This is a genomic window from Desertibaculum subflavum (assembly GCA_003576705.1).
GTDB lineage: Bacteria > Pseudomonadota > Alphaproteobacteria > Ferrovibrionales > Ferrovibrionaceae > Desertibaculum > Desertibaculum subflavum.
On the sequence record QOZS01000049.1, the window covers coordinates 1 to 22,468 of the forward strand.

At 67.5% G+C, this 22,468-nt stretch carries 22 protein-coding genes and 1 pseudogene; 9 read left to right on the plus strand and 14 right to left on the minus strand.

The genetic code is table 11. The features are described from left to right. Positions 1-193, minus strand: a pseudogene (locus DT074_RS21430) (hypothetical protein); the annotation flags it as partial. A 396-nt stretch (positions 194-589) separates the two neighbouring features. Between DT074_RS21430 and DT074_RS21435 the strand changes: the two are divergent. Beyond that, positions 590-937, plus strand: a complete 348-nt coding sequence (locus DT074_RS21435) for a hypothetical protein (RefSeq protein ID WP_162915080.1) — start codon at positions 590-592, stop codon at positions 935-937. Here DT074_RS21435 and DT074_RS21440 read toward each other — a convergent pair. Next, positions 931-1,185, minus strand: coding sequence for a hypothetical protein (locus DT074_RS21440; RefSeq protein ID WP_162915081.1), 255 nt, complete (start codon positions 1,183-1,185; stop codon positions 931-933). The genes DT074_RS21435 and DT074_RS21440 overlap by 7 nt on opposite strands. 18 nt (positions 1,186-1,203) lie before the next feature. Continuing rightward, positions 1,204-1,383 (minus strand): hypothetical protein, encoded by a 180-nt coding sequence (locus DT074_RS28190; protein ID WP_162915082.1) that lies wholly within the window; start codon positions 1,381-1,383, stop codon positions 1,204-1,206. A gap of 121 nt (positions 1,384-1,504) precedes the next feature. Between DT074_RS28190 and DT074_RS28195 the strand changes: the two genes are divergently transcribed. Beyond that, positions 1,505-1,831, plus strand: coding sequence for an antibiotic biosynthesis monooxygenase family protein (locus DT074_RS28195; protein WP_162915083.1), 327 nt, complete (start codon positions 1,505-1,507; stop codon positions 1,829-1,831). A 7-nt stretch (positions 1,832-1,838) separates the two neighbouring features. Here DT074_RS28195 and DT074_RS21450 read toward each other — a convergent pair whose 3' ends face one another. From DT074_RS21450 to DT074_RS21460, 3 genes are all read right to left on the minus strand, one after another. Next, positions 1,839-2,747, minus strand: coding sequence for a YihY/virulence factor BrkB family protein (locus DT074_RS21450; protein ID WP_119421912.1), 909 nt, complete (start codon positions 2,745-2,747; stop codon positions 1,839-1,841). Positions 2,748-2,757: 10 nt separating this feature from the next. Next, positions 2,758-3,216, minus strand: coding sequence for a DUF2892 domain-containing protein (locus DT074_RS21455; RefSeq protein ID WP_119421952.1), 459 nt, complete (start codon positions 3,214-3,216; stop codon positions 2,758-2,760). A gap of 65 nt (positions 3,217-3,281) precedes the next feature. Beyond that, positions 3,282-4,358: an NAD(P)/FAD-dependent oxidoreductase gene (locus DT074_RS21460; protein ID WP_119421913.1), complete on the minus strand. Its 1,077-nt coding sequence runs from the start codon at positions 4,356-4,358 to the stop codon at positions 3,282-3,284. Between the two features lie 154 nt (positions 4,359-4,512). On the opposite strand from DT074_RS21460, the gene DT074_RS21465 reads away from it, so the two are divergent. From DT074_RS21465 to DT074_RS21485, 5 genes are all read left to right on the plus strand, one after another. Beyond that, positions 4,513-6,195, plus strand: coding sequence for an AMP-binding protein (locus DT074_RS21465; RefSeq protein ID WP_119421914.1), 1,683 nt, complete (start codon positions 4,513-4,515; stop codon positions 6,193-6,195). Positions 6,196-6,316: 121 nt separating this feature from the next. Further along, positions 6,317-8,335 carry an ABC transporter ATP-binding protein gene (locus DT074_RS21470; protein ID WP_368744833.1) on the plus strand — a complete coding sequence of 673 codons (2,019 nt, stop codon included), beginning with the start codon at positions 6,317-6,319 and terminating at the stop codon, positions 8,333-8,335. Positions 8,336-8,355: 20 nt separating this feature from the next. After that, positions 8,356-9,939 (plus strand): ABC transporter substrate-binding protein, encoded by a 1,584-nt coding sequence (locus DT074_RS21475; RefSeq protein ID WP_119421916.1) that lies wholly within the window; start codon positions 8,356-8,358, stop codon positions 9,937-9,939. A 49-nt stretch (positions 9,940-9,988) separates the two neighbouring features. Continuing rightward, positions 9,989-10,942 (plus strand): ABC transporter permease, encoded by a 954-nt coding sequence (locus DT074_RS21480; RefSeq protein WP_119421917.1) that lies wholly within the window; start codon positions 9,989-9,991, stop codon positions 10,940-10,942. A 4-nt stretch (positions 10,943-10,946) separates the two neighbouring features. Next, positions 10,947-11,834 carry an ABC transporter permease gene (locus tag DT074_RS21485; protein WP_119421918.1) on the plus strand — a complete coding sequence of 296 codons (888 nt, stop codon included), beginning with the start codon at positions 10,947-10,949 and terminating at the stop codon, positions 11,832-11,834. A gap of 119 nt (positions 11,835-11,953) precedes the next feature. On the opposite strand, the gene DT074_RS21490 is transcribed toward DT074_RS21485, so the two are convergent. The 5 genes from DT074_RS21490 to DT074_RS21510 form a co-directional block, all read right to left on the minus strand. After that, on the minus strand, positions 11,954-12,619 hold the full coding sequence (locus DT074_RS21490; protein WP_119421919.1) for an amino acid ABC transporter permease: 666 nt from the start codon (positions 12,617-12,619) through the stop codon (positions 11,954-11,956). Between the two features lie 7 nt (positions 12,620-12,626). Further along, entirely contained in the window at positions 12,627-13,307 is a 681-nt protein-coding gene (locus tag DT074_RS21495) for an amino acid ABC transporter permease (RefSeq protein WP_119421920.1), read from the minus strand. 187 nt (positions 13,308-13,494) lie between these two features. Next, a complete protein-coding gene (locus tag DT074_RS21500) occupies positions 13,495-14,238 on the minus strand; it encodes an amino acid ABC transporter ATP-binding protein (RefSeq protein ID WP_119421921.1) in 744 nt (247 codons plus the stop codon). A 10-nt stretch (positions 14,239-14,248) separates the two neighbouring features. Continuing rightward, positions 14,249-15,091 carry a transporter substrate-binding domain-containing protein gene (locus DT074_RS21505; RefSeq protein ID WP_119421922.1) on the minus strand — a complete coding sequence of 281 codons (843 nt, stop codon included), beginning with the start codon at positions 15,089-15,091 and terminating at the stop codon, positions 14,249-14,251. 92 nt (positions 15,092-15,183) lie between these two features. Beyond that, positions 15,184-17,172 carry a sensor histidine kinase gene (locus DT074_RS21510; RefSeq protein WP_162915084.1) on the minus strand — a complete coding sequence of 663 codons (1,989 nt, stop codon included), beginning with the start codon at positions 17,170-17,172 and terminating at the stop codon, positions 15,184-15,186. Between the two features lie 64 nt (positions 17,173-17,236). Between DT074_RS21510 and DT074_RS21515 the strand changes: the two genes are divergently transcribed. Then, the gene (locus DT074_RS21515) at positions 17,237-17,884 is read left to right on the plus strand and encodes a response regulator (RefSeq protein ID WP_119421924.1); all 648 of its coding nucleotides are present in this window, start codon (positions 17,237-17,239) and stop codon (positions 17,882-17,884) included. Between the two features lie 58 nt (positions 17,885-17,942). On the opposite strand, the gene DT074_RS21520 is transcribed toward DT074_RS21515, so the two are convergent. After that, positions 17,943-19,517, minus strand: a complete 1,575-nt coding sequence (locus DT074_RS21520; protein ID WP_162915085.1) for a hypothetical protein — start codon at positions 19,515-19,517, stop codon at positions 17,943-17,945. A gap of 239 nt (positions 19,518-19,756) precedes the next feature. Between DT074_RS21520 and DT074_RS21525 the strand changes: the two genes are divergently transcribed. Then, complete coding sequence (locus DT074_RS21525; RefSeq protein ID WP_438503703.1) at positions 19,757-19,933, plus strand: con-10 family general stress protein; 177 nt, start codon at positions 19,757-19,759, stop codon at positions 19,931-19,933. Between the two features lie 4 nt (positions 19,934-19,937). Here DT074_RS21525 and DT074_RS21530 read toward each other — a convergent pair whose 3' ends face one another. Next, complete coding sequence (locus tag DT074_RS21530; protein WP_119421926.1) at positions 19,938-20,924, minus strand: SDR family oxidoreductase; 987 nt, start codon at positions 20,922-20,924, stop codon at positions 19,938-19,940. Positions 20,925-20,998: 74 nt separating this feature from the next. Then, positions 20,999-22,291: a hypothetical protein gene (locus DT074_RS21535; RefSeq protein WP_119421927.1), complete on the minus strand. Its 1,293-nt coding sequence runs from the start codon at positions 22,289-22,291 to the stop codon at positions 20,999-21,001. Positions 22,292-22,468: the final 177 nt, after the last annotated feature.

Sequence of the window (22,468 nt, forward strand, 5' to 3'; positions counted from 1 at the left end):
GCATCGCCGGCTGCGGCTGCGGCGCCGGATGCCGCGGCGCCTGCGCCACCGGCGGCAGAGCCCGCGGCTCCGCCGGCACCAGCACCTCCGCCAGCGCCTGCCCCACCGGCACCGCTCGCTCCACCGGCACCGCCAGCGCCCGCTCCACCGGCACCGCCGCCACCGCCACCGCCACCGCCACCGCGGATCTCAATCGCGAGCTGCGCCGGTTGGGCTTCCTTCAGTCCAAGAGAGAGGGCCTGTGCGGGGCTGTTGTCGGCATGCGCCATCGCCAAGAAAAGCAGGGCGCCCGCCAGGAGACAGGTCCGGTGGGCGTCGAGGTGGGGTGGGAGGGCGGTTTGCTGCATTGGAACCCCTTTCCTGGCCCCGTTCGGTTGCGCTGCCGCACGGGGCCGTCTGCCGAATGCGCGGGTAGGGCTCGGTGTTCCAGAACCCGCGGCACATCACTGGAATTTTTTTGGCGACCGGGGTCCGCCGCCGGCCGCCGATCCGTGTCGCGACGGAAGCGGGGCGCAAAGTCGGCTCCGTTGGGAACCAATTCCGAAAGAACCGTGTTACTTCGCCGTGACGTGCCTGGGAGGAGGCCCAGGTGCGCGCCAAGGAGGCGTCTATGGCGTTGTCCCGCACCCGGCTGGGCGTTGCCGTGACGATCAACGGATTTGCTTTCGCCTTTCTGGCCGCGACGCTGCTCGGCGATGGCGGCGACCTCCAGGCCACCGCGAGCCGGGTCTATCTCGTGCTGATGATGATTGCGCCGATGGCGCTTTGCGTGCTGTTGGCACTGCCGCCGCTGCATCGGGACACGGCGCTGAAAGGTGCCGCGGTCGTCACCTTTGCCGCCTTGCTGGCGGCCGGGTTCGATGTCGCCGGCGATTCCGGTGCCGTGCTTCCGGCAGCCAAACCGCCGCCGCAATCGAGCCAGGTCGCGGGTTATTGAGCCGCCGAATCGTCGTCGCCGCGCTCGCACCAAGCCAGCACGCGGTGGCGCAACGGCGGGATATCGAGTGCAATCAGCGCCAGGCCGGCAGGGATCATCCAGAAGCCCAGAACCGGCAGGAAGCCGACGAAGCCGCCGCCGACCAGCAGCAGACCGGCCACGGAGCGCAACCCGGCGGGAATGTGATACTCGCCCCACAGCACCACGCGCCGCGCCATGCGCAGGATTTTCTTCCAGAGCGATTTCACGGGTGCCGGCGAAGCCGCTCAGCCCTTTCCTGAATCCTCTTTCTTCTTTTTCTGCGGCCGTTCGGTGATCCAGCCGGGCGGGTCGCTGGCAGGAAAGGAATCGACCGAGGCGACTTCCACCGGATCGTCCAGGTCAACCGGCGGCGCCTTGGCCGGATCGCCGCGCGGTGCCTCATCCTTCTTGCGCTTGTCGGTCATATGCAACTCCTCCTGCCGACCAAACGCCGCTGGGACCAGCGCGGTTCCGGCGCGGGAACTTCCCTCCACGGCTTTCGTTTGCGGGGCAGCGGCAAATCGGACCGCGACGCGAGGTCGAACCATGCCAGAGATCCGAACCGACCGACAGCCGGTCACCCAGATCACCGTGGTGGAACACGAGCCGGGCAAGCAGGCCGAGGCGCTGGCCGTGATGCGGGAGCGAGCCCGTTTCATGGCGAGGCAGCCGGGCTTCCTGTCGATCAGCCTGCACAAGAGCCTGGATGGCCGGCGCATCGTCAACTACGTGCAATGGCAGGATCGGGAACAGCTGAAGGCGGCACATCACTCACCTGAATTCCGCAAGGAATGGGGGCATTTCGATTCGCTGACCGCCGAGATCGACCCGCATCTCTACGAAGTGACCGACGTGCTGGACGGACGCGGCTGAGCGCCGGTCACAGCGTTCTTTCCTTGGCCGGATCGCGCCGGCGCGCCGTGCCTTCGGCCCGCCGGCTGCCATAGGTGAAGGCATAGGCGCGGGTGAACTCCGCGCCGAGCAGGAAGACCTGGGTCGAGTAGTAGACCCAGACCAGCACGATCACCAACGCGCCGGCTGCGCCGTAGCTCGACGCGACATTGCTGAAGCCCAGATAGATCGAGATCAGATATTTGCCGATATGGAACAGGATTGCGGTGATGCCGGCGCCGATGCCGACATCGCGCCAGGAGATGCGCACGTCCGGCAGGATCTTGTAGATCGCGGCGAACAACGTGGCGGTGATCAGCAGCGACAGACCGAGATGGGCGGCCTCGAACAGCAGGCCGAGCTCCAGGATGCCGCTCCCGAGATGCCGGCTCAGCGCGGTGATCAAGGTGCTCACCGTCAGCGACACCAGCAGGATGAAGCCGAAGGCGATGATGAGGGAGAAACTGAGCAGGCGCGTGCGCAGCCAGGACCACAGGCCAGATCGCTTCGCCGGCGGCGCGTTCCACAAGTGGTTCAGCGCGTCCTGCAGCTCGGCGAATACGGTCGTTGCGCCGAGGACCAGCAGCCCGATGCTGACCGCCGTCGCAATCACGCCGGCATCGCGATCGGCCGCGCTTTCGATCATCGCCTCGACCGCCCGTGCGCCGGCCGGGCCGGTGAGCGCGCGCAACTGCTCCACCACCGCGCCCTGGGTGGCTTCCTGGCCCCAGACCAGCCCGGCGATCGAGATCACCAGGAGCAGGAGCGGGGCCAGCGAGAAGGTCGTGTAATAGGCGATGGCGGCGCCCCGGCTGGTGGCGCGGTCCTCGATCCAATCCGTAACCGCGGTCTTCGCCAATAAGTAGGCCGCGGCCAGTCCTGTCGGGCGCTCGAGCATCTGAATCCGGCTAGGCGCGCACCGCGTCCAGGGCATTCGCCGCGCGCTCGCCCCCGGTCTCGCCGCCCGATGCGACGGCACCGAAATCGCCGCGCAGAGCCTTCAGGGCGTAGCGCTCCTCCGCGATCTCGCCCGCGGTGCGGAAGCCGAGGCGCCGCAGCAGCGGCAGCGGCGGACACCAGCCCTGGCTCGCATGCTGAAGCAGAAATCCGGTGACCAGCACCGGCAGGACCAGCCAACGACGGCTAAGGCCCACGCCCAGCACGGTACCGGCGAGGGCGAGACCAGCCGCGTTCGCCTGCAGCGCGCGCTCTATGTCCCACTCGTGGTCCAGCTCCCGCAGCCGCAGGTCGATGTCCTCAGGGTGCTGGGCGTAATAGGCAATCGTGCGTTCCATCTCCCGGCGGATCCGGCGATTGATGGCGGGCGCCGTATGCAACGGCACCCGGTCCTCGGTTCCTGGCAGCATGGTCGCCCTATCTACATGGTTCTGCCAAGCAAACCGGACGGTCGCCGCTTGGTTCCAGTCGGCGCTCAGTCCGGGCGCGGCCATCCATAGGGGGCAAGCAAGGGATCGCGATGGCCGGTGAGCAGCTCCGCGGCGGCGAAGCGGCCGACGGCCGGTGCCAGGGTGATGCCGGAATGCATGACGGCGAGGTAGAGGCCGGGCGCGCTCGCCGGCACGCCCACGACGGGAAAGCGGTCGGCCGGCAGCGGCCGCCAGCCGACGGTGTGGAAATCAAGTGCAAGGCCGCTCGCGTCGCGCAGCAGCGAGGCGGCCTTGGCCAGCACCGCGGCGGCGACAGCGCCGGGATCGGGGCCCGGATCGCTACCGCCGAACTCGGCCGCAGCGATGACGCGACCCTCCGCCGTCTGGCGCATGTGCAGGCCCGGCGCCATGACGAGGCCGCGCAGGAGCCGCCGCCGGATCGGCCGGGAATGAGCGATCAGGCCGGGCGATGTGAGCAAAGGCAGATCAAGGCCGATGCCGGCGGCCAGCGCCGGGCTGCCGGTGCCGGCGGCGAGCACCACGTGATCGGCCGCTATCGTGTTGTCGGCCGTCGCGATGCCGGTGACCCGGCCGCCCACCGTCGCGATCCTCCGGACGGGCGCGCGGACGAGCAGCTTCGCTCCGCGCTGTACCGCATCTTCGAGCAGCGCCAGGGCTGTCGCGCGCGGCTCGGCCACGCCCTCCTCGGCGACATGCACCGCGGTATCCGGCGGTTCGGCAAGGGCGGGTTCGAGCCGGGCCGCCTCGGCGCGGTCGACCGCACGCACGCCATAGCCCCAGGCCAGATGCTGGCGCAGAAAGGCCGCGCGCTCGCTGGCCGCGAAGTCCCATTTCAATCCGCCGCACCAGGCGAGCGGTATGCCGGGCACGGCGTCGGCGAGCCGCCGCCACTCCGCCATCGACCGCAGGCGCAGGCGGAAATAGGGCTCCGGGTTGCCGAAGCTCGCATTGATCCAGGCGAAGGAGCAGGGCGTGGCCACGCCGCCCGGCTCGCCTGCCTCCACCACGGTGACGCGTGCCCCGGCGGCGGCGAGATGCCAGGCGATCGACGCGCCGACGATGCCGGCGCCGATGACGACGATGTGCTGTGGCTCCGCCATGCGCTCCGATCCTGTCCCGCCGATCGCTATGCGGCCCATGCAGCATAGCCGGCGCAACCCGGTCGGGCATCGTTGCTAGGAAGCAAGGCGACAGTTAGGGTTTTGCGCCGTTGTCGCTTCGGACGACGGCCAATGGCCGAGACGGGAGGGAGCGATGACGACCGAGGTCCTGCGCGCCGCGCGCGACTTCATGGTTGCTCAGCGCAGCGACTATGCCGCCGCCTATCGCGATTTCCGCTGGCCCAAGCTCGACAAGTTCAACTGGGCGCTGGACTGGTTCGACGCCGAGCTCGCCCGCGGCGACAACGCCGGGCGCACCGCGCTCTGGATCACCGGCGCGGGCGAGGCGAAGCTCAGCTTCGGCGAGCTCTCGGAACGGTCGAACCGGGTTGCCAACGGTCTCCGCAAGCTCGGCGCCAGGCGCGGCGACCGCATCCTGCTCATGCTCGGCAATGTCGCGCCGCTCTGGGAGGTCATGCTGGCGGCGATGAAGCTCGGCGCTGTCGTGGTGCCGGCGACAACGCTGCTGACGCCCGCCGACCTGGCCGAGCGCGTCGCCCGCGCCCGTGTGCGCTTCGTCGTCACGGCGGCCGAGGATGCGGCCCGTCTCACCATGCTCGACGCGAAGGTGCCTCGCATCGCCGTGGGCGGCGCGCCGGCCGGCACGATCGACTACGCCTCCTTCCTCGCCGAGCCGGCGAGTTTCACGCCCGACGGACCGACCGATGCGGACGATCCGCTGCTGCTCTACTTCACCTCGGGCACGACGTCGAAGCCGAAGCTCGTGCTGCACAGCCACAGATCCTATGCCACCGGACACCTGACGACGGTCTACTGGCTGGGCCTGATGCCGGGCGACGTGCATCTGAACATCTCCTCGCCGGGCTGGGCCAAGCATGCCTGGTCCTGCTTCTTCGCGCCGTGGATGGCGAGCGCGACGATCTTCATCGCCAACCAGCCGCGCTTCAACGCGCGCGCCCTGCTGGACAGCCTGGTGGCGCACAAGGTGACCTCGATCTGCGCGCCGCCGACGGTCTGGCGCATGGTGATCCAGGAGGACATGAAGTCGTTCCCCGTGGCTCTGCGCGAGATCTGCAGCGCGGGCGAGCCGCTCAACCCGGAAGTGATCGACCAGGTGAAGGCCGCCTGGGGCATCACCATCCGCGACGGCTATGGCCAGACCGAGACGACCCTGCAGGTCGCCAACCCGCCCGGGCAGAAGGTGAAGCCCGGCTCGATGGGGCGGCCGATGCCGGGCTATCGGGTCGTGCTGCTCGATACCTCCGGCAACGAGGCGGAGGAGGGCGAGATCTGCCTGCCACTCGCCGATCGCCCGGCGGGCCTGATGCGCGGCTATCAGCAGGACGACGGCACCATCCAGCCGATCGAAGGCCGGCACTATCGCACCGGCGATGTCGCCAGCCGAGACGCAGAGGGGTATCTCACCTATGTCGGCCGCGCCGACGACGTGTTCAAGGCGTCCGACTATCGCATCTCGCCCTTCGAGCTCGAAAGCGTGCTGATCGAGCATCCCGCCGTGGCCGAGGCCGCCGTGGTGCCGGCGCCGGACCCGATCCGTCTCGCCGTGCCGAAGGCCTATATCTCGCTTGCCGCCGGGGCGAACGGCTCGCCGGAGACAGCGCTCTCGATCTTCCAGCACTTGCGGGAGCGACTGGCACCCTACAAGCGCATCCGGCGGATCGAGTTCGGCGAACTGCCGAAGACGATCTCCGGCAAGATCCGGCGGGTCGAGCTGCGCGAGGCGGAGCAGAAGCGGCGGGAGCGCAGCGCCGGGGAGTATCGCGAGGACGATTTCCCGGAACTGGCGAAGGGTTAGCCGATACGCCCGCCGATCACAGATTCGGCATGACCGTTCGGCGCCGTCTCGGTTACAGTTTGCCGGGAGACAAAACAATCGACACGTCTGGGTTCGGGTGGAAGCGGTTTCGGAAGCCGGGTTGAGGCCTCAGACGGCATCGGCATGCCTGCTCGATGTCGCGGATCTGCACGTCCATTTCGAGACGTCGCGCGGCATCGTGCGCGCGGTCGAGGGGCTGAGCTTCCAGGTCCGTCGCGGCGAGGTGGTCGCCATCGTCGGCGAGAGCGGCTCCGGCAAGTCAGTCTCTGCGCTCGCCGTCATGCGGCTGCTGCCGCGGCTCACCGGCCGCACGCGGGGCCGCATCCTGTTCGACGGCAAGAGTCTGCTCGACCTCGACGACGAGGCGATGCGCCAGATCCGCGGCCGCGACATCTCGATGATCTTCCAGGAGCCGATGACCTCGCTCAACCCGCTGCTCACCGTCGGGTTGCAGATCACCGAGCCGCTGACCATCCATCTCGGCATGTCGGACGAGGCGGCGCGGGCGCGGGCGGTGGAGCTGCTGCAGCTGGTCGGCATTCCGGATGCCGAGAGCCGGCTGGACCAGTACCCGCACCAATTCTCCGGCGGCATGCGCCAGCGGGTGATGATCGCCATCGGGCTGGCCTGCAATCCCAAGCTGATCATCGCCGACGAGCCGACCACGGCGCTCGACGTCACCATCCAGGCGCAGATCCTGGAGCTGATGAAGGAGCTGTCGCGCAAGCTCGACATCGCGCTGATCGTCATCACCCACAATCTCGGCGTGGTGGCGCGCTATGCCGATCGCGTCATCGTCATGTATGCCGCACGCATGGTGGAGGAAGGCGCGGCGGAAGCGGTGTTCCACCGCCCGCGGCATCCCTATTCCATGGGCCTGCTGCACTCGGTGCCGAGGCTCGACCATCCTCGCGGCGCGCGGCTGGAGACCATCGAAGGCCTGGTGCCCAACCTCGCCAATGCGCCGCCGGGCTGCCGCTTCGGCCCACGCTGCCCGTTCCGCATCGAGGCCTGCGCCGAGGAGCCTGAGCTGCTGCCGACGGATACCGGCGCGCAGGCGCGCTGCCACCGCGTGGCGGAGATCGCCGAGGGCCGGATCACCTGGGCCGGCAGCGGCGTCGCGGGCACAGCGCAGACCGCGCGCGACGGTGGCGCGCTGCTCTCGGTGCGCCACCTCACCAAGCATTTTCCGGTCAGGGGCCGTTTCGGGTCCAGCGGCGGCCGCGTGGTGCGGGCGGTGGAGGATGTCAGCTTCGATATCGCGCCGGGCGAGACGCTCGGCCTGGTCGGCGAAAGCGGCTGCGGCAAGACCACGGTCGGGCGGCTGATCCTGCGCCTGGAACAGCCGACGGGCGGCGAGATCAGTTTCGCCGGCGCCGACATGCTGACCGCCTCGGCCGCCGAGCTGCAGGCGATCCGGCGCAAGATCCAGGTGATCTTCCAGGATCCCTATTCCTCGCTGAACCCGCGCATGACGGTGGGCCAGATCGTCGGCGAGCCGCTGCATGTCTACAAGCTCAGCCCCGATGCCAAAGCGGCGCAAGCGCGCGTCGCCGAACTGCTCAGCCAGGTTGGACTTCGGCCGGAGCTTGGCGAGCGCTATCCGCACCAGCTCTCCGGCGGCCAGCGCCAGCGCGTCGGCATCGCCCGGGCGCTGGCGCTGGAACCCTCCTTCATCGTCTGCGACGAGGCGGTCTCGGCGCTCGACGTGTCGATCCAGGGCCAGATCATCAACCTGCTGGAGGATCTGCAGCGCCGCCTCGGCCTGGCCTATCTCTTCATCGCGCACGACCTTGCCGTGGTGCGACACATCTCCATGCGCGTCGTCGTCATGTATTTCGGCCGCGTGATGGAGGTCGCGGACCGCGACGCGATCTACGCCGATGCGCTGCACCCCTATACCAAGGTCCTGCTGGACGCGGCGCCGGTGCCGGACCCTACGATCGAGAAGGCGCGCGCCCCGCGGCTTATCCAGGGCGAGCTGCCGAGCCATGCGGCGCCGCCCACGGGCTGTGTCTTCAACACGCGCTGCCCGATGGCGAGCGCGGAATGCCGGGCGACGGTGCCGCCGCTGGAAGAGAAGCGACCCGGACATTTCGCCGCGTGTATCAAGGTCTGATAACAGAGGAGGAGGCTGCAATGAGATCGACATGGATGGCCCTGACCCTGCTTGGGTCGGCGCTCGCCTTCGGGGCGGGCGGAGCGGTAGCTCAAACGCCGAAGAAGGGTGGCACGCTCAACTTCGCGATCAGCGCCGAGACGGCGCATTACGACTGCCACGCGAGCGACACCTACGCGACGCTCCACTTCTCGTCGCCGTTCTATTCGACCTTGCTCCGCTTCAATCTCGCGAAGTTCCCCGAGGTCGAGGGCGATCTGGCGAAATCCTGGACCGTGGCGCCGGACCTGATGAGCTATACCTTCAAGCTGCAGGAGGGCGTCAAGTTCCACGACGGCACGGCGCTCACCTCGGAGGACGTCAAGGCCACCTACGACCGCCTGCGCAACCCGCCGCAGGGCGTGGTCTCGACCCGCAAGGCGACCTTCGCCGATATCGGCACGATCGAGACGCCGGATCCGCTGACCGTCGTGTTCAAGATGAAGGCGGTGAACGCGGCGATGCTGGAGCATTTCGCCTCGCCCTGGAACTGCATCTACGCGGCGAAGGACCTGGCGGCCAATCCGGCGATACCGCGCACCAAGATCAACGGCACCGGGCCGTTCACCTTCGTCGAGCACGTGAAGGGCAGCCACGTCTCGGGCAAGCGCAACACGGGCTACTTCAAGAAGGGCCTGCCCTATCTCGACGACTACAAGGGCATTTTCACCCTGCAGGCGGCGGCGATGCTGAACGCGCTGCAGGGCGGGCAGGTGCTGGCCGAGTTCCGCGGCATCTCGCCGGCGGAGCGCGACCGGCTGGTCGCCGCCATGGGCGACAAGATCCGCATCGAGGAGCAGAGCTGGACGCTCAACCTCTTGATCGCCTTCAACACAGAGAAGAAGCCGTTCGACGACGTGCGCGTCCGCAAGGCGCTGCTGATGGCGATCGACCGCTGGGGCGGCAGCCAGGGCCTCTCGAAGATCTCGACGCTCCGCTCGGTCGGCGGCGTGATCCGGCCGGGCTCGCCGTTTGCGACGCCGGAAGCGGAACTGGTCAAGCTCCCCGGCTTCTCCAAGGACATCAAGAAGTCGCGCGAGGAGGCCAAGCGGCTGCTCAAGGAGGCCGGCGTGCCCGACCTCAAGTTCACCTTGTGGAACCGCAACCTCGCAATGCCGTACACGCCGGCCGGCGTGTTCCTGATCGACCAGTGGCGGCAGATCGGGGTGACGGTGGAGCACAAGCAATCCGATACCGGCACCTATCTCGCGACCATGAATGCCGGCAACCACGAGGTGGCGATCGATTTCTCCAACCTGTTCATGGACGATTCGAGCCTCGGCCTTGCCAAGTATCTCTCGGTCACGCGGGCGCCGGAGAACCGCTCGCGCTCCAAGGATGCGGAGCTCGACAAGCTCTATGACGACCACATGCGCGAGCGCGACCCGGCGAAGCGCAAGGCGCTGATCCGCGCCTTCGAGAAGCGGCTGTTCGAGCAGGCCTACCAGCAACCGCTGCTCTGGTGGCACCGCATCGTGCCGACCCACAAGGTCGTCATGGGATGGGAGATGTCGCCCAGCCACAATCTCGGCCAGGACCTGGCCGAGGTCTGGCTGAACCAGTAGGGAAAGGGCGACCGCCGCCGGACCTCGACCGGCGGCGGCCGCATCGCCGATGCTCCGCTACACCGTCAACCGCATCCTCCTGATGATCCCGACCTTGCTTGGGGTCGCGGTACTAATCTTCTTCATGCTGCGCGTGGTGCCGGGCGACATCGTCGAGGTGAAGCTCCGGGGCGATGGCGGCTCCGTCACCCAGGAGACGATCGAGGCGGAGCGCAAGCGCCTCGGACTCGACAAGCCCTGGCACGAGCAGTTCGTCGGCTGGATGGTCGGCGTGGCGACGCTCGATCTCGGCATCTCGATGTGGACCGAACGGCCGGTGGTGGAGGAGATGGCGCTCAGGCTCGAGCTGTCGCTCGAAGTCGCCATCCTCGCCACCATCTTCGCCGTGCTGATCGCGGTGCCGCTCGGCACGCTGGCGGCCTTGTTCCGCGATACCTGGATCGACTATCTGATGCGCATCATGACCATCGGGGGGATCTCGATCCCGTCCTTCTGGTTCGGCATGATCATCATGTTGAGCCTGCTGGCGCTGTTCAACTGGCTGCCGCCGATCACCTTCACCTCGATCTACGAAGATCCGATCGCCAACCTGACGCAGCTGATCTGGCCGGCGCTCGCCGTCGGCTACCGCTACTGCGCCGTGGCGGCGCGCATGATCCGCTCCTCGCTGCTGGAAGTGCTGAACGAGGACTATATCCGCACCGCCCGCGCCAAGGGCGTGTTCGAGCGCCTCGTCATCTCGCGCCACGCGCTGCGCAACGCGCTGCTGCCGGCGATCACCGTGATCGGCCTCGAGTTCACCTTCCTGATCGGCGGTTTGGTGGTGACCGAGCAGGTGTTCAACCTGAACGGCATCGGCCAGCTCTTCGTGCAGAGCGTGGCGCGCAACGACTTCACCCTGATCCAGGGCATGGTGATGCTGATCGCCGGCTTCTACGTGCTGGTCAATCTGGGGATCGACCTGCTCTATGCGGTGTTCGACCCGCGCATCCGCTACGAGTGAGGCGATGACGATCGCAGCCCCCGCCGAAGCCGCGCCGCGTGTTCCGAACGCCGCGATGGAATTCGCCCGTCGCCAGCCGCTCGGCGCCATCAGCTTCGTCATCATCTGCGTGATGATGACGGCCGGCATCTTCTGCGAATGGGTGGCGCCTTACGACCCGCTGGCGATCGATTTCGTGCAGCTGCTGGGGGCGCCGTCGCTGGAGCACTGGTGCGGCACCGATGCCTATGGCCGCGACATCTGCTCGCGGCTGATCTACGGCGCGCGCACGGCGCTGGTCATCGGCTTCACCTCGTCGTTCGTCGGCTCGACGCTCGGCGCCATCCTAGGTGTCGCGTCGGCCTATTTCGGCGGCCGCATCGACAACTGGATCCAGCGCGTGGTCGATATCCTGCTCGCCTTCCCGATCATCGTACTGGCGCTGGTGGTGGTGGCGGCATTCGGACGGTTCGCCGTGGCTGGGATCGACGTCAACCTGATCCTGGCGATCGCCATCCCGATCGTGCCCCGCGTCGCCCGCGTGGTGCGGGCCGCGGCGCTGTCGGTGCGCGTCATGCCCTATGTCGACGCCGCGCGGGCCGCGGGCTACAGCCATACGCGCATCATCTTCCGCCACATGGCGCCGAACGTGGTGGCGCCCTATCTGATCATGCTGACCGCATTCATCGCCCAGGCGATCCTGGCCGAGGCCTCGCTGTCCTTCCTCGGCCTCGGCGTGCAGGAGCCGACCGCGGCCTGGGGCCTGATGCTGTCCGGAAACGCAGCCGATTTCTACCGCCAGGCGCCATGGATGATCCTGTTTCCCGGGGTCGCCATCAGCCTCGCGGTCTTCGCCTTCAACCTGTTCGGCGACAGCCTGCGCGACTATCTCGACCCGCGCTTCAAGGTTTAGCGCTGCAGACGTCGTGGCCGGGCTTGACCCGGCCATTCACGCCAATGGGCAGTGCCGCGGAGAGCCGTGGATGCCGGGGTCAAGCCCGGGCAAGACGAATGCGAGGAAAACCTGCCTGCTTACCCTCGTGTCGCAAGGCTGCGGTTCTCCAGCCGGCTCAAGAGCCGCACCAGCGGCCAGAGCAGCAGAAAATAGACGATTGCCGCCAGCACGATCGGCGTCGGGTTGTAGGTCAGGCTTTGCGCCTGCCGGGCCTGGAACAGCAGCTCCGGCATGGCGACGACACTGCCGAGCGAGGTGAGCTTCACCACCTCCAGCGTATTCGACATCAGATCCGGCAGGACGTTCCGCACCGCCTGCGGCAGCACGATGTAGAGCTCGGTCTGCAGGCGCGAGAGCCCGGTCGAGCGCGCCGCCTCGCTCTGGCCGGCCGGCACGCTCTCGATGCCGGCGCGCAGGATCTCGCCGTAATAGGCGCCGGTATTGAGGAAGAAGGCGATGGCGACGCAGCCGAAGCCGCCGAGCTCGATCCCGGCGAACGGGAGGCCGGCATAGAGGAAGATCAGCAGCACGAGCGGCGGGAAGGCGCGGAAGAAGTCGACCCAGGCCATCAAGGGCCAGCGCACCAGCGGGTGGCGCACGCCGGCGAGCAGTGCCAGCACAGTGCCGCCGGCGAGGCCGAGCGGCACCACGACCAGCGACAGCAGGATGGTGTTCCACAGGCCGGCGAGCAGGATCGGCCAGGCGGCGGCGATGATCGCAGGATTGAGGAAGGTCTCGATCATCGGCGCCTCACCGCTTCCAGGCGAAGCGCGTCTCGACCCAGCGGCCGAGCACGACGACGGGCAGGAACATGATGATGTAGGCGGCGGCGCCGAGCATCAGCGGCGAGGGGTTGTAGCTGTTGGACACGGCCGAGGAGGCCTGACCCAGGATCTCGGTCACCGCGACGACCGAGCCCAGCGCCGTGCCCTTGGTGATGGCGATGGTGCGGTTGGTCAGCGGCGGGATGGTCAGGCGGATCGCCTGCGGCAGCACCACGTTGATCAGGGTCTGGCCGAAGGTCAGGCCGGTGGAGCGTGCCGCTTCCCACTGGCCCTTGGCGACCGCGGTGATGCCGGCCCAGAAGATCTCCTCCGAGAAGGCCATCAGCACGAAGGCCAGGGCGAGCCAGGTGGAGACGAAGCCCGAGGGCGAGACATCGATGCTGGGCAGGCCGAAATAGATCAGCACGATGATGACGAGCGGCGGCAGCGCGCGGAACAGGTCGACCACGAACACGATCGCCCAGTTCACCGGCCGGATGCCGACGCTGCGCAGCAGCGCGAGCGCGAGTCCGGCGCCGATGCCGGTGACCACGACGAGCAAGGCAAGCTCGATGGTGATGAGCGCGCCGTAGGCGATGTCCGGCCAGTACCGCGCCAGCACCTTGCCGTTGAAGAAGGTGTCGAGGAACCGCTCCCAGTTGGTCATGCGGAAACTTCTCCTTCTCCCGGGGGGAGAAGGTGCCCCGGAGGGGCGGATGAGGGGTGCCGCTTCGGCGTTGCGTCGGCTGCGGCAGCGTGCGCGCGGGCGGAGAGGGTGCCCCTCACCCGGCCGCTTCGCGGCCACCCTCTCCCCCAGGGAGAGGGCTTACGCGGTCCTGCTGCCGCTGCCCGCATCAATGTCGCTGGATCTGGCCGATGAAGGCGCGGGTTCGCTCCTCCTTCGGCGCCTCGAAGATCTCGGCCGGCGCGCCCTGCTCGACGATCTGGCCGTGATCCATGAAGACCACGCGATCCGCTGCGGCACGCGCGAAGCCCATCTCGTGGCTGACCACCACCATGGTCATGCCGCTTTCGCGCAAGCTGCGCATGACTTCCAGCACGCTGCCGACCAGTTCGGGGTCGAGCGCGCTGGTCGGCTCGTCGAACAGCATGACGCGCGGCTCCAGCGCGATCGCGCGGGCGATGGCGACGCGCTGCTGCTGGCCGCCCGAGAGCTGGCCGGGCGTATGCTCCGCGCGGTCGGCGAGGCCGACGCGGTCGAGCGCCGCGCGGCCGATCGCCTCCGCCTCGGTGCGCGACTTGCCCGCCACCTTGCGCAACGCCAGCGTGACATTGCCGAGCGCCGTCATGTGCGGATAGAGGTTGAACGACTGGAACACCATGCCGATGCGCTGGCGCGCATGGTTGATGTCGGTCTTCGGGTCCAGCATGTCGATCCCGTCCACCACGACGCTGCCGGAGGAGGGCGCCTCCAGCCGGTTGAGGCAGCGGAGCAGGGTCGACTTGCCGGAGCCCGAGGGACCGATGATGAAGACGAGCTCGCGCTCGGCCACCCGCAGATCGACGCCCTTCAACACGTGAACGGCGCCGAAATGCTTGTGGATGCCCCGCGCCTCGACGATCGGCTTCGAGGACATCACCCGCCGATCAGTTGCACTTCAGCTCGTGCGGGGTCGGGTCGTAGCCCGGCATGCCGGGCACGCCATAGCCCGGCGTGATGACGCGCTCCAGCCCATCCGCCGGCGGCGGCGCGCCGAACCACTTCTCCGACAACTTGGCGATGGTGCCGTCCTTCTTCATGCAGTCGAGCGCGTCCTGCAGCTGGTTGCGCAGCGCGACATTGTCCTTGCGCACCGGCGCCGCCCAATGGGCGCGCGTCTCGGTCAGCTCCTTGTCGGCGACGAATTGCGGGTTCTTGCTGGCGGCGTATTTGATCACCGTGTGGCCGCCGAGCGTGGCATAGGCGCGGCCCGACAGCACCGCCTGGATGGCGTCCGGCTGGGTGTCGTAGACCTGTACGGTGAAGCCGAGCTCCTCGCCCTTCTTCTTGGAGAGCTGCTCGTAGGGCGTGCCCTTGTTGACGGCAACCGCCTTCCCCTTGAGGTCCGCCCAATCCTTGATCGGCGCCGAGCCCTTCTTGATGCCGAACTGGAAGGCGGTCCAGATGTAGCCGGCGGTGAACAGCATGTTCTCCGCCCGCTCCTTGGTCACCGTGGTCGGGGCCGCGATGAAGTCGTAGCGGCCGGCCTGCATGCCGGGAATGAGGCCCGAGAAGCTGGTGCTGTCGATGGTGATCTCGCGCTTCATGCGGCGCGCCACCTCGGTGAACAGGTCGATCTGGAAGCCTTCCACGCCGCCGCCGAGCTTGGGCATCGCGTGCGGCGCGAAGGTGCCATCGACTCCGGTGCGGAGCGGCGGTTGCGATTGGGCCCAGGCCGGGCCGGCGAAAAGCAGTGCAGCGGCTGCCAGGGCCGCGAGACGACGCGTCATTGGATTGGCTCCCCTCGTGGAATGACCGGGACGCTCACGTTGCCGTCCCATCCGGTGCGCGGCAAGCATGCAAATCATCTGCCAGACCCAATTCAGGCCGTGAGGACGGACCCAGGCGGTAGGGGAGTTGCCGGGACGTGGGGCGGCTCAGCCACCATTGGCAGGCAAATGGCGAAGACCGAGCCGATGCCGGGCCTCGAGCGGGCGGTCAGCTCGATCCCGTGATCGGCAGAAAGCTCGCAGGCAATGCCGATGCCGAGTCCGTTGCCCCCGGGCGTTACGTCTCCTGGTTGTGCGCGACCGGTGAGCAGCCGGCGAAGACGATCCGGCTCGATGCCCGGGCCCTGATCGTGCACCTCGACCCTGATTCGGGTGCCGTTGCGGCGACATCCAATCAATACGCGCTCTTGTCGCGCGTACTTGACGGCGTTGGCGACGAAATTGCTGAGGATGCGCATCGCCACCATCGGCACGACAGCGACCTGAGCAGAGCACGGTACGGCGACCACGGTAACGCCTTTCGTCTGGGCCTCAGCCGCGAACATGTCTCTCACGCTGTCGATTACCAACGAGATCGGAATGCCTTCCTCGTGCGAGTTCCTCCATCCGTCTTGCCGCGCGAGCGGGGCGGACTTCCGGTCGGCGGTCTCCTCCAGATATTGACGCACAAGATCGTCGAGATAGCCGAGCGTCTGTCGAATACTCTGGGCGACGCTGGTCTGCTGGTCGGCGATCGAGCGCTGCAACTGCAACCGCAGCGACATCAATGGTTGCTTCAAGTCGTGGCTTGCGGCTGCGAGCCGCTGGCCGCGCGCATCGGCCAGTGCCAGCGCCTCGAACTGCATGCGCTCTGCCGCCAGCTTCCCTTCGTAGGCCCGCATCTCGCGGCGCATGGCGCCGTCGCGCTGGCGCCTGACCTGGTTGAGCTGGTCCATGATGGCGAGAGCGAGCATCGCTGCTTCGATCAAGATGCCGGCGCGCATCACGTCGAAGCTCGCATTGACGGCGATGGGGGCGACGAACCAATGGGCCCAATTTGCGAGCACCGCCGAGGAGACGATGCCGATCCAGCCGAGTACGAAAAAGCGCGAACCGGGGAGGCCCGTCCGCGCCGCCCCCACGGCGCAGCCGAGGAAGACCAGCGAGCAGAGCAGCGTGTAGGGAAACGCGTATTTCTTGAGCGGCACGGCCTCGTCGAGCGGCGATAGCGCAATCGCCGCAGCGGTCAACCCGATGACGGTGAGCAGCACCTTGTCCACCCCGGGATGCCGCGTCCGGGATTGCAAAAAGACGCGGGCAAAGATGGCGGCAAACAGATTCATCCCCAGCCCGAGGGGAAGGGAAGCAAGCGCGTTCCATTCCCCGTGCTCCGGCCACACATACTGAAAAGTGTAGCCGTCCATGTGCATGATGTAGAAGGTGACCCAACCGAAATAAACGGCGTAGGCGACATGCACCTGCCAGCGGTTCACGGTCGTGAAGACGAGGCTGAAGAAGATCATCAGCGCCGCCGCGGTGTAGAAGATCGTGTTCTTGATCGTCTCGTTCGCCCCCCGATCGAGCCAGCTGAGCTCGGTCTCGATGCTGAGCGGCAGTGCGGTAGCACCCCCGGAGGTATATCCGACCAGCAGGGTCACGGCCTCCCCGGGGCCGAGCCCGAACGGCGCCACGAGATGACGGTGGGGCACAGGCCGTGCCGCAAAGGATTCCTCTTCCCGGTTTGTCATCAGCGGCCGGACGCCGGATCCGTCGACCAGATAGGCCTCGACCGTCGTCATGAAACGGACGTTGAAGGCAAGCCGAAGGTCGGCCGCATCGGCCCCGCCGTTTACGAGACGGAAGCGCAACCAGATCTTGTCGTCGGTGAAGCCGAAATTCAGCCTCGGCAGATCGACCGGTTGAAACTGCGCCGCCTTGCCGCGGTCGACGATGTCACGCGCGGTGAGGCCCTGCGTCGCATCGCGCAGGACTTCGGCATGGCGCGCCAGATTTCGATAGGCGCGGCCCGGCTCGATAACGAGGGCCTCGCCTGCCAATGCCGCCGAAGACGCGGCGCAGAGAATGCCCAAGAGAAGAAGCATAGGGCCGCGCCAGCCTTTGATCGGGGACGGCCTTGCGCGCGTGTGCCGACCTGAAGGGGCGCTGATGTCGACGCGGGACGCCCGGGGCCTAACAGCGGTCATTGCCGACGACCATCAGATTGTCCGCAGCGGCCTTCGGGGGATTCTGGAGGGTGAGCTCGGCTTCCACGTGGTGGGCGAGGCTACGAACGGGCTTGAGGCGATCAGCGCCGCGCGCCGGCTGCGCCCGACCCTGCTGCTGCTCGACTATGCCATGCCGCTGGCCCAGGGATACGAAGTCTTCGTCGAAGTGCGTCGCTGGAGCCCGGCGACCAAAGTCATCGTGTTCACCGGCGTGACCGCCCAGGCCACAATGACAAGCCTGGTCTCGCATGGCGTCGACGGCCTGTTTCTGAAGCGCGGCGATGCTGCCGAGCTGGTATCGGCGGTCCCGCGCATCCTCGCCGGCGAGCAGGTGCTGTCGCCGGAAGTGGCTGCGGCGGTTGCGCAGGGCAACGGTGCCGAGCCGCCGACGCGCCGAGAGATGCAAGTCCTCGCCCTGGTCGCCCGCGGGATGACCAACGCGGAAATTGCGGTGCAGCTCGGAATCAGCGCCAAGACCGTCGACAACCATCGCACCAACCTCATGCGCAAACTGGCCGTCCACTCGACCGCGGAACTGCTCGCCTATGCGCTGCGCGAAGGCTATCTCGACACGTCGACCCAGATATGAAGCGGCGCCTCGGCTCGGTTCCCCGATCGCATTCTGCCGGAGAGCGCCGCATCCGCAATCAGGAACATTCCTCCTTCCGGCGTCGACCGCATGCCAGCAAGACCAGGCCGGCACAGAACAGAGACAGCGAAGCCGGTGCAGGCACGGCGACGACGATGGTCGGATCGGCGGAGATGATGAATGACCGTTCCAGCGTCTGATAGCCGGCGAGTGCGAAGGTCTGATCGTACAGGTTCCCGAAATCGGCACCGGTGAGGCGCTCCGTGTCGCTGAACACCGGTCCCAGGTTCAAATTCGCGAAGTTGAACGACTGGACGCCGAAGGGAAAGCCGAAATCGACGCTGCCGTCGAGCGACAGTCCGGCCGAGAGCGCGGCGAGGTCGATGAGGAAATCGAAGCCAAGGCTGGTCTGGTTGCGCAGCGTCGCGCTGATCGTATTGCGTGCGGTCACGCCGATGTCATGGCCCTCGTACAGGATCTGGACTTCGTCCAGGGCGGCGACGGGCAGCTCTGTCACTTCGATCAGGGTTCCGCCGCTCATGATCTTGACCGGTGCATCGAAATAGAGCGTCGTCTGGATGATGGAGGCGAGGTCGAAGGCCTGATTGATGTCGAAGACGGGCCCCATCTCGACATCGACAATGTTGTATCGAGCGGAGAGGCTAAGCTCGGCGGGGCCCGCGGTGATCTTGGCGACATCGAAGGAGTTTTCGAGGGGCGGGATGCTGCCACCGCTTGCCACCGTGGCAATGCCGTCGAGATCGGCCTGGAGGGCGAACAGATCGGTCGAGCCGGAGGAATGTGCACCGCCTGCGTTCGGAGCGGAAGTGGTGTCCAGGTCCGGAATCCAAATGGTAGCTGTCGCCACCTCGACGCCCGCCGCCTTGATCGACTGCTCCTCGCCGAACTGAAATCCGCCGGGCAGGCCGCCGGTGATTGCCGGCAGAATCTTGGCCTGGCCGTTGTCGTTGCGGTTGAACGAGGCAAGCTCGGTAGTCGATTTGAAGCTTGGCGCGACCAGGTTGACGGCGCCGTCGTATCTGACAACGCCGTCCTGTCTTGCTGTCGCCAGCAGGTCAAGATCGATGCCTGCATTCAGGATGGCGTCGGCATAGGCCTGCAGCTCCGGGAAGATCGTGCTGAAGCTGTCCGTCCCCTTGGTGGTCGTGGCTTTCAGCGTGAAGAGCTGCCCCACGGCCAATGCGCCCGCATCGGGGAATTCCAGCCGGGTGGTGACCGGCGTCTGGGCGTTCACCGATCCGCTGTCGAACTTGAACCCGACATCGACGCCGGCTTTGCCGGTGGCCCTGCCGCGGAGCGCAGCGGAAACCGAGACATTCGGCGGTCCAAAGATGCCGCCGCCCACGGAACTGGAGACTCGCGGCGTCGTCACCGTCTTGTCCCAGGTAACGCAGAGGCATTCGTGGAAATTCAGGATGGCCGCACTGCCGGTGCCCCACATGCTTTGGCCGGAGGTCGAGAAGACGTCGCTGAACTCAACGATCGACGCGTTCGCGATACCGCCCGCACAGAGGGTCGCCGCCACGACCACGGCCGGGCCGAAGAGGACCGGCCGACCTGTCTCCAGCCCCGCAAGCCGGGCTGCCATCGCCAGTGATTTCGGTTTGGACATGAAAATCTCCCCGCTTTCCGGCCGCATCTCCCGGGGTGAGCCGGGGAGCCGTGCTGCTTCATGATCCAAACCGGGGCTGAGGCCGCCATAGGGTTGACCCCTCATTTTTGTCCGGGCCCTGGGCGGCAAAGCGGCGCGGCGCCGCCCGATTGATCCACGGCCCTGACAAGCTTGACCGTAGGAACTCCACCCGCGGGAAGCCGTTTCTCCTTGGACTCAATGCAGCAAGGAGTGTCGCCGTGGCGGAAGCGGACCGCAGCGCGAATCGGCCGAAGCGGGGCTTCGCCGCAATGGATCGCGAGACGCAGAAGTCGATCGCCAGCAAGGGTGGCCGCAGCGTACCGGTCGAGAAGCGCAGTTTCTCGCGCAATCGCCAGCTGGCATCCGAGGCCGGCCGCAAGGGCGGCCAGCGCTGATCGGTCAGTAGCCGCCGATGATGGGGAGGATCTCGCCGGTTATGTAGCTCGAACAGCTCGGTGCGGCGAGGAAGACATAGGCCGGCGCGATTTCCTCAGGTTGCGCCGGTCTTTTCATGCGGGTTTGCGCGCCGAATTTGGCGACCGCTTCGGGCGGTCGGTCGGCGGGATTGAGCGGCGTCCAGACCGGGCCCGGGGCGACGGCGTTCACCCGGATGCCACGGGGTGCGAGATGGCCCGACAGCGCCCGTGTGAAGGCGTGGATGCCGCCCTTGGTCATCGAGTAGTCCAGCAGATGGTCGCTGCCCTCGATGCCGGCCACCGAGCCGGTGTTGATGATGGCGCCGCCCTGCGGCAGATGCGGCACCGACGCCCTCGCCATGTAGAAATAGCCGTACAGATTGGTCTTCATCGTCTGGTCGAAATGCTCGTCGGTCAGGTCTTCCAGGCGAGGGACGTGCAGCTGGAAGGCCGCGTTGTTGACCAGGATGTCGATACGGCCATAGGCGGCGAGGGTCTCTGCCACCGCATGCCGGCAGAAGGCCGGATCGCCGACATCGCCGGCCATCAGCAGGCATCGGCCGCCTTCGCGCTCCACGGCCTGCCGCGTCTCTGCCGCGTCCTTGTGTTCGCTCAGATAGGCAATGGCGATATCGGCGCCTTCGCGAGCGTAGAGCACGGCCACGGCGCGGCCGATGCCGGAATCTCCACCGGTGATGAGCGCGACCTTGCCCTGCAGCTTCTGGGAGCCCTTGTAGGCCGGCGCCTCGAACATGGGCTCCGGCTCGATCTCGCCTTCATGGCCGGGCTTCGCGTGGTGCTGCTCCGGCATCGGCGCCGTGGGATAGGTTCGCTGGCCGGTCTGCGGCGGTTCCTTGCCCTTGCCGTCCGTCCGCTGGTCGGCGGCATCGACCTGAGCCTGGATCTGCTGCTGCCGTTCGGCCACCTGCTCGGTCTGGTCGGCGAATTCCCGCTTCGGTCCGGACACCATGGCCAACTCCTCCGCTGTCGGATGTGCTTGCCGAACGCGCGATACCGTCTCGCCGTTCCCAAGTGGGCGAGGCGCTACTTCCCGGCGGCTTCCCGTTCCAGCTTGTCGAAATACGCCACGATGCGGTCGAGGTCGTCGGCGATGGCGTGCGGGGGCGCCTTTTCGCGCGGGCGCGTCGCCGCCGCCATCGCGCGCAGCTCCGGTCGGAAGTCGACGCCGGCGCGGCGCAGGCCGAAGGAGGCGGCCTTCACGCCGCTCGACAGCTCGAAGGCCTCTTCGTAGAGGCGGTCGCGGCTGTCTTCCGCCGCCGGATCGATCGCCTCGGCGATCCGCATCACCTCTGCCGCGCGGGCGCGCACCGCGTCGCCCAGTGCCGCCGGCGGCGGATGCATGGTGCCGACGAGATACATCGCGTCGCGGGCGACGACGGCGTCGCTCGACGCAATCCGCGCCGCCAGCGCGGCAGCAAAGTCCGGCCGGTGCGCCACCGTCTTCAGCGCGCCGTCGCGCACGGGTTCCGGCGCCTCGAGGGTCGTCAGCGCCAGCCATTCCTCGGTCGGCGCTTCCGCGGAAAGCGTGTCGTAGACCGCCTGCAGCCGCTCTGCCTCGGTCGGTGCACGGGGCGCCGGCGGCTCTCGCGGTGGCGGCGGGGGCCGCACGACCACCCGGTAGCGGATTGCGATGGCGGCCTCCGGGGCGGGTGGGGACAGGTTGCCGAGATAGGGCGCAGCGAGCCAATCGCTCCAGGCCTCGTCGATCGCTGCCGGGCGGGCGGGGATGGGCGTATCGAAGAACTGCGTATCCCGGTCGGCAAGCTTGACGCTGAGGACGCGCCGACCCTCCGAAACGTGGATGGGAATCTGCGCCGGCAGGATCCAGCGTCCGCCCTCCTCGCGCGCCTCGCCTGGGCGCAGGTAGTCGAGCCTGCTCTTGCTGCCGCTGCCCGACAGAAGGGCGGCGTAGTCTTTGCCGGAGGCCGTCCCTTCCGGCCGGCTGCTGCCGGCGGGCAAGCGCACCTCGACCGCGACGTCGATCGGTTGGCCGGCAACCAGCGGCTCGCGGTCGGCCGTCGCCCAGGCGAAGGCGCCGAGCGCGGTGATCACCAGGAGCACGGCTGCGAGGGCCGAGGCGAATCCCCGCAGCATGCCCGACCATCCGGGCCCGCCGGCCAGCGCACAAATAACGATTCCGGCGATCAGGCTGCCGCCGAAGGCGAGCAGGATCATGAACACCACGAAGTAGCCGGCACCGCCTTCGAAACTGGAGATCGCGAGCCAGTCGACGGCGAGATCGGCCATGAACCCGCCATAGACGGCGCCGGCCAGACCGGTCAGCAGACCGAAGCAGATGATGGCAAACCAGTGCATGCGGTATCGGCTCCTGCGACCTGCGCGTAACGGCTTGGCCCAGCGTGGAAACCCGCTCGCGCCGTCGGACGTTAGCGATTATAGAGGGGGCCAGGGGCGTGCGGGCATCGTGGTGATGCCGCCGGGCCGGCCGGGCCTGACCCGGCCGATATTCCTGCCGCGCCAGGGCTTTAGCCC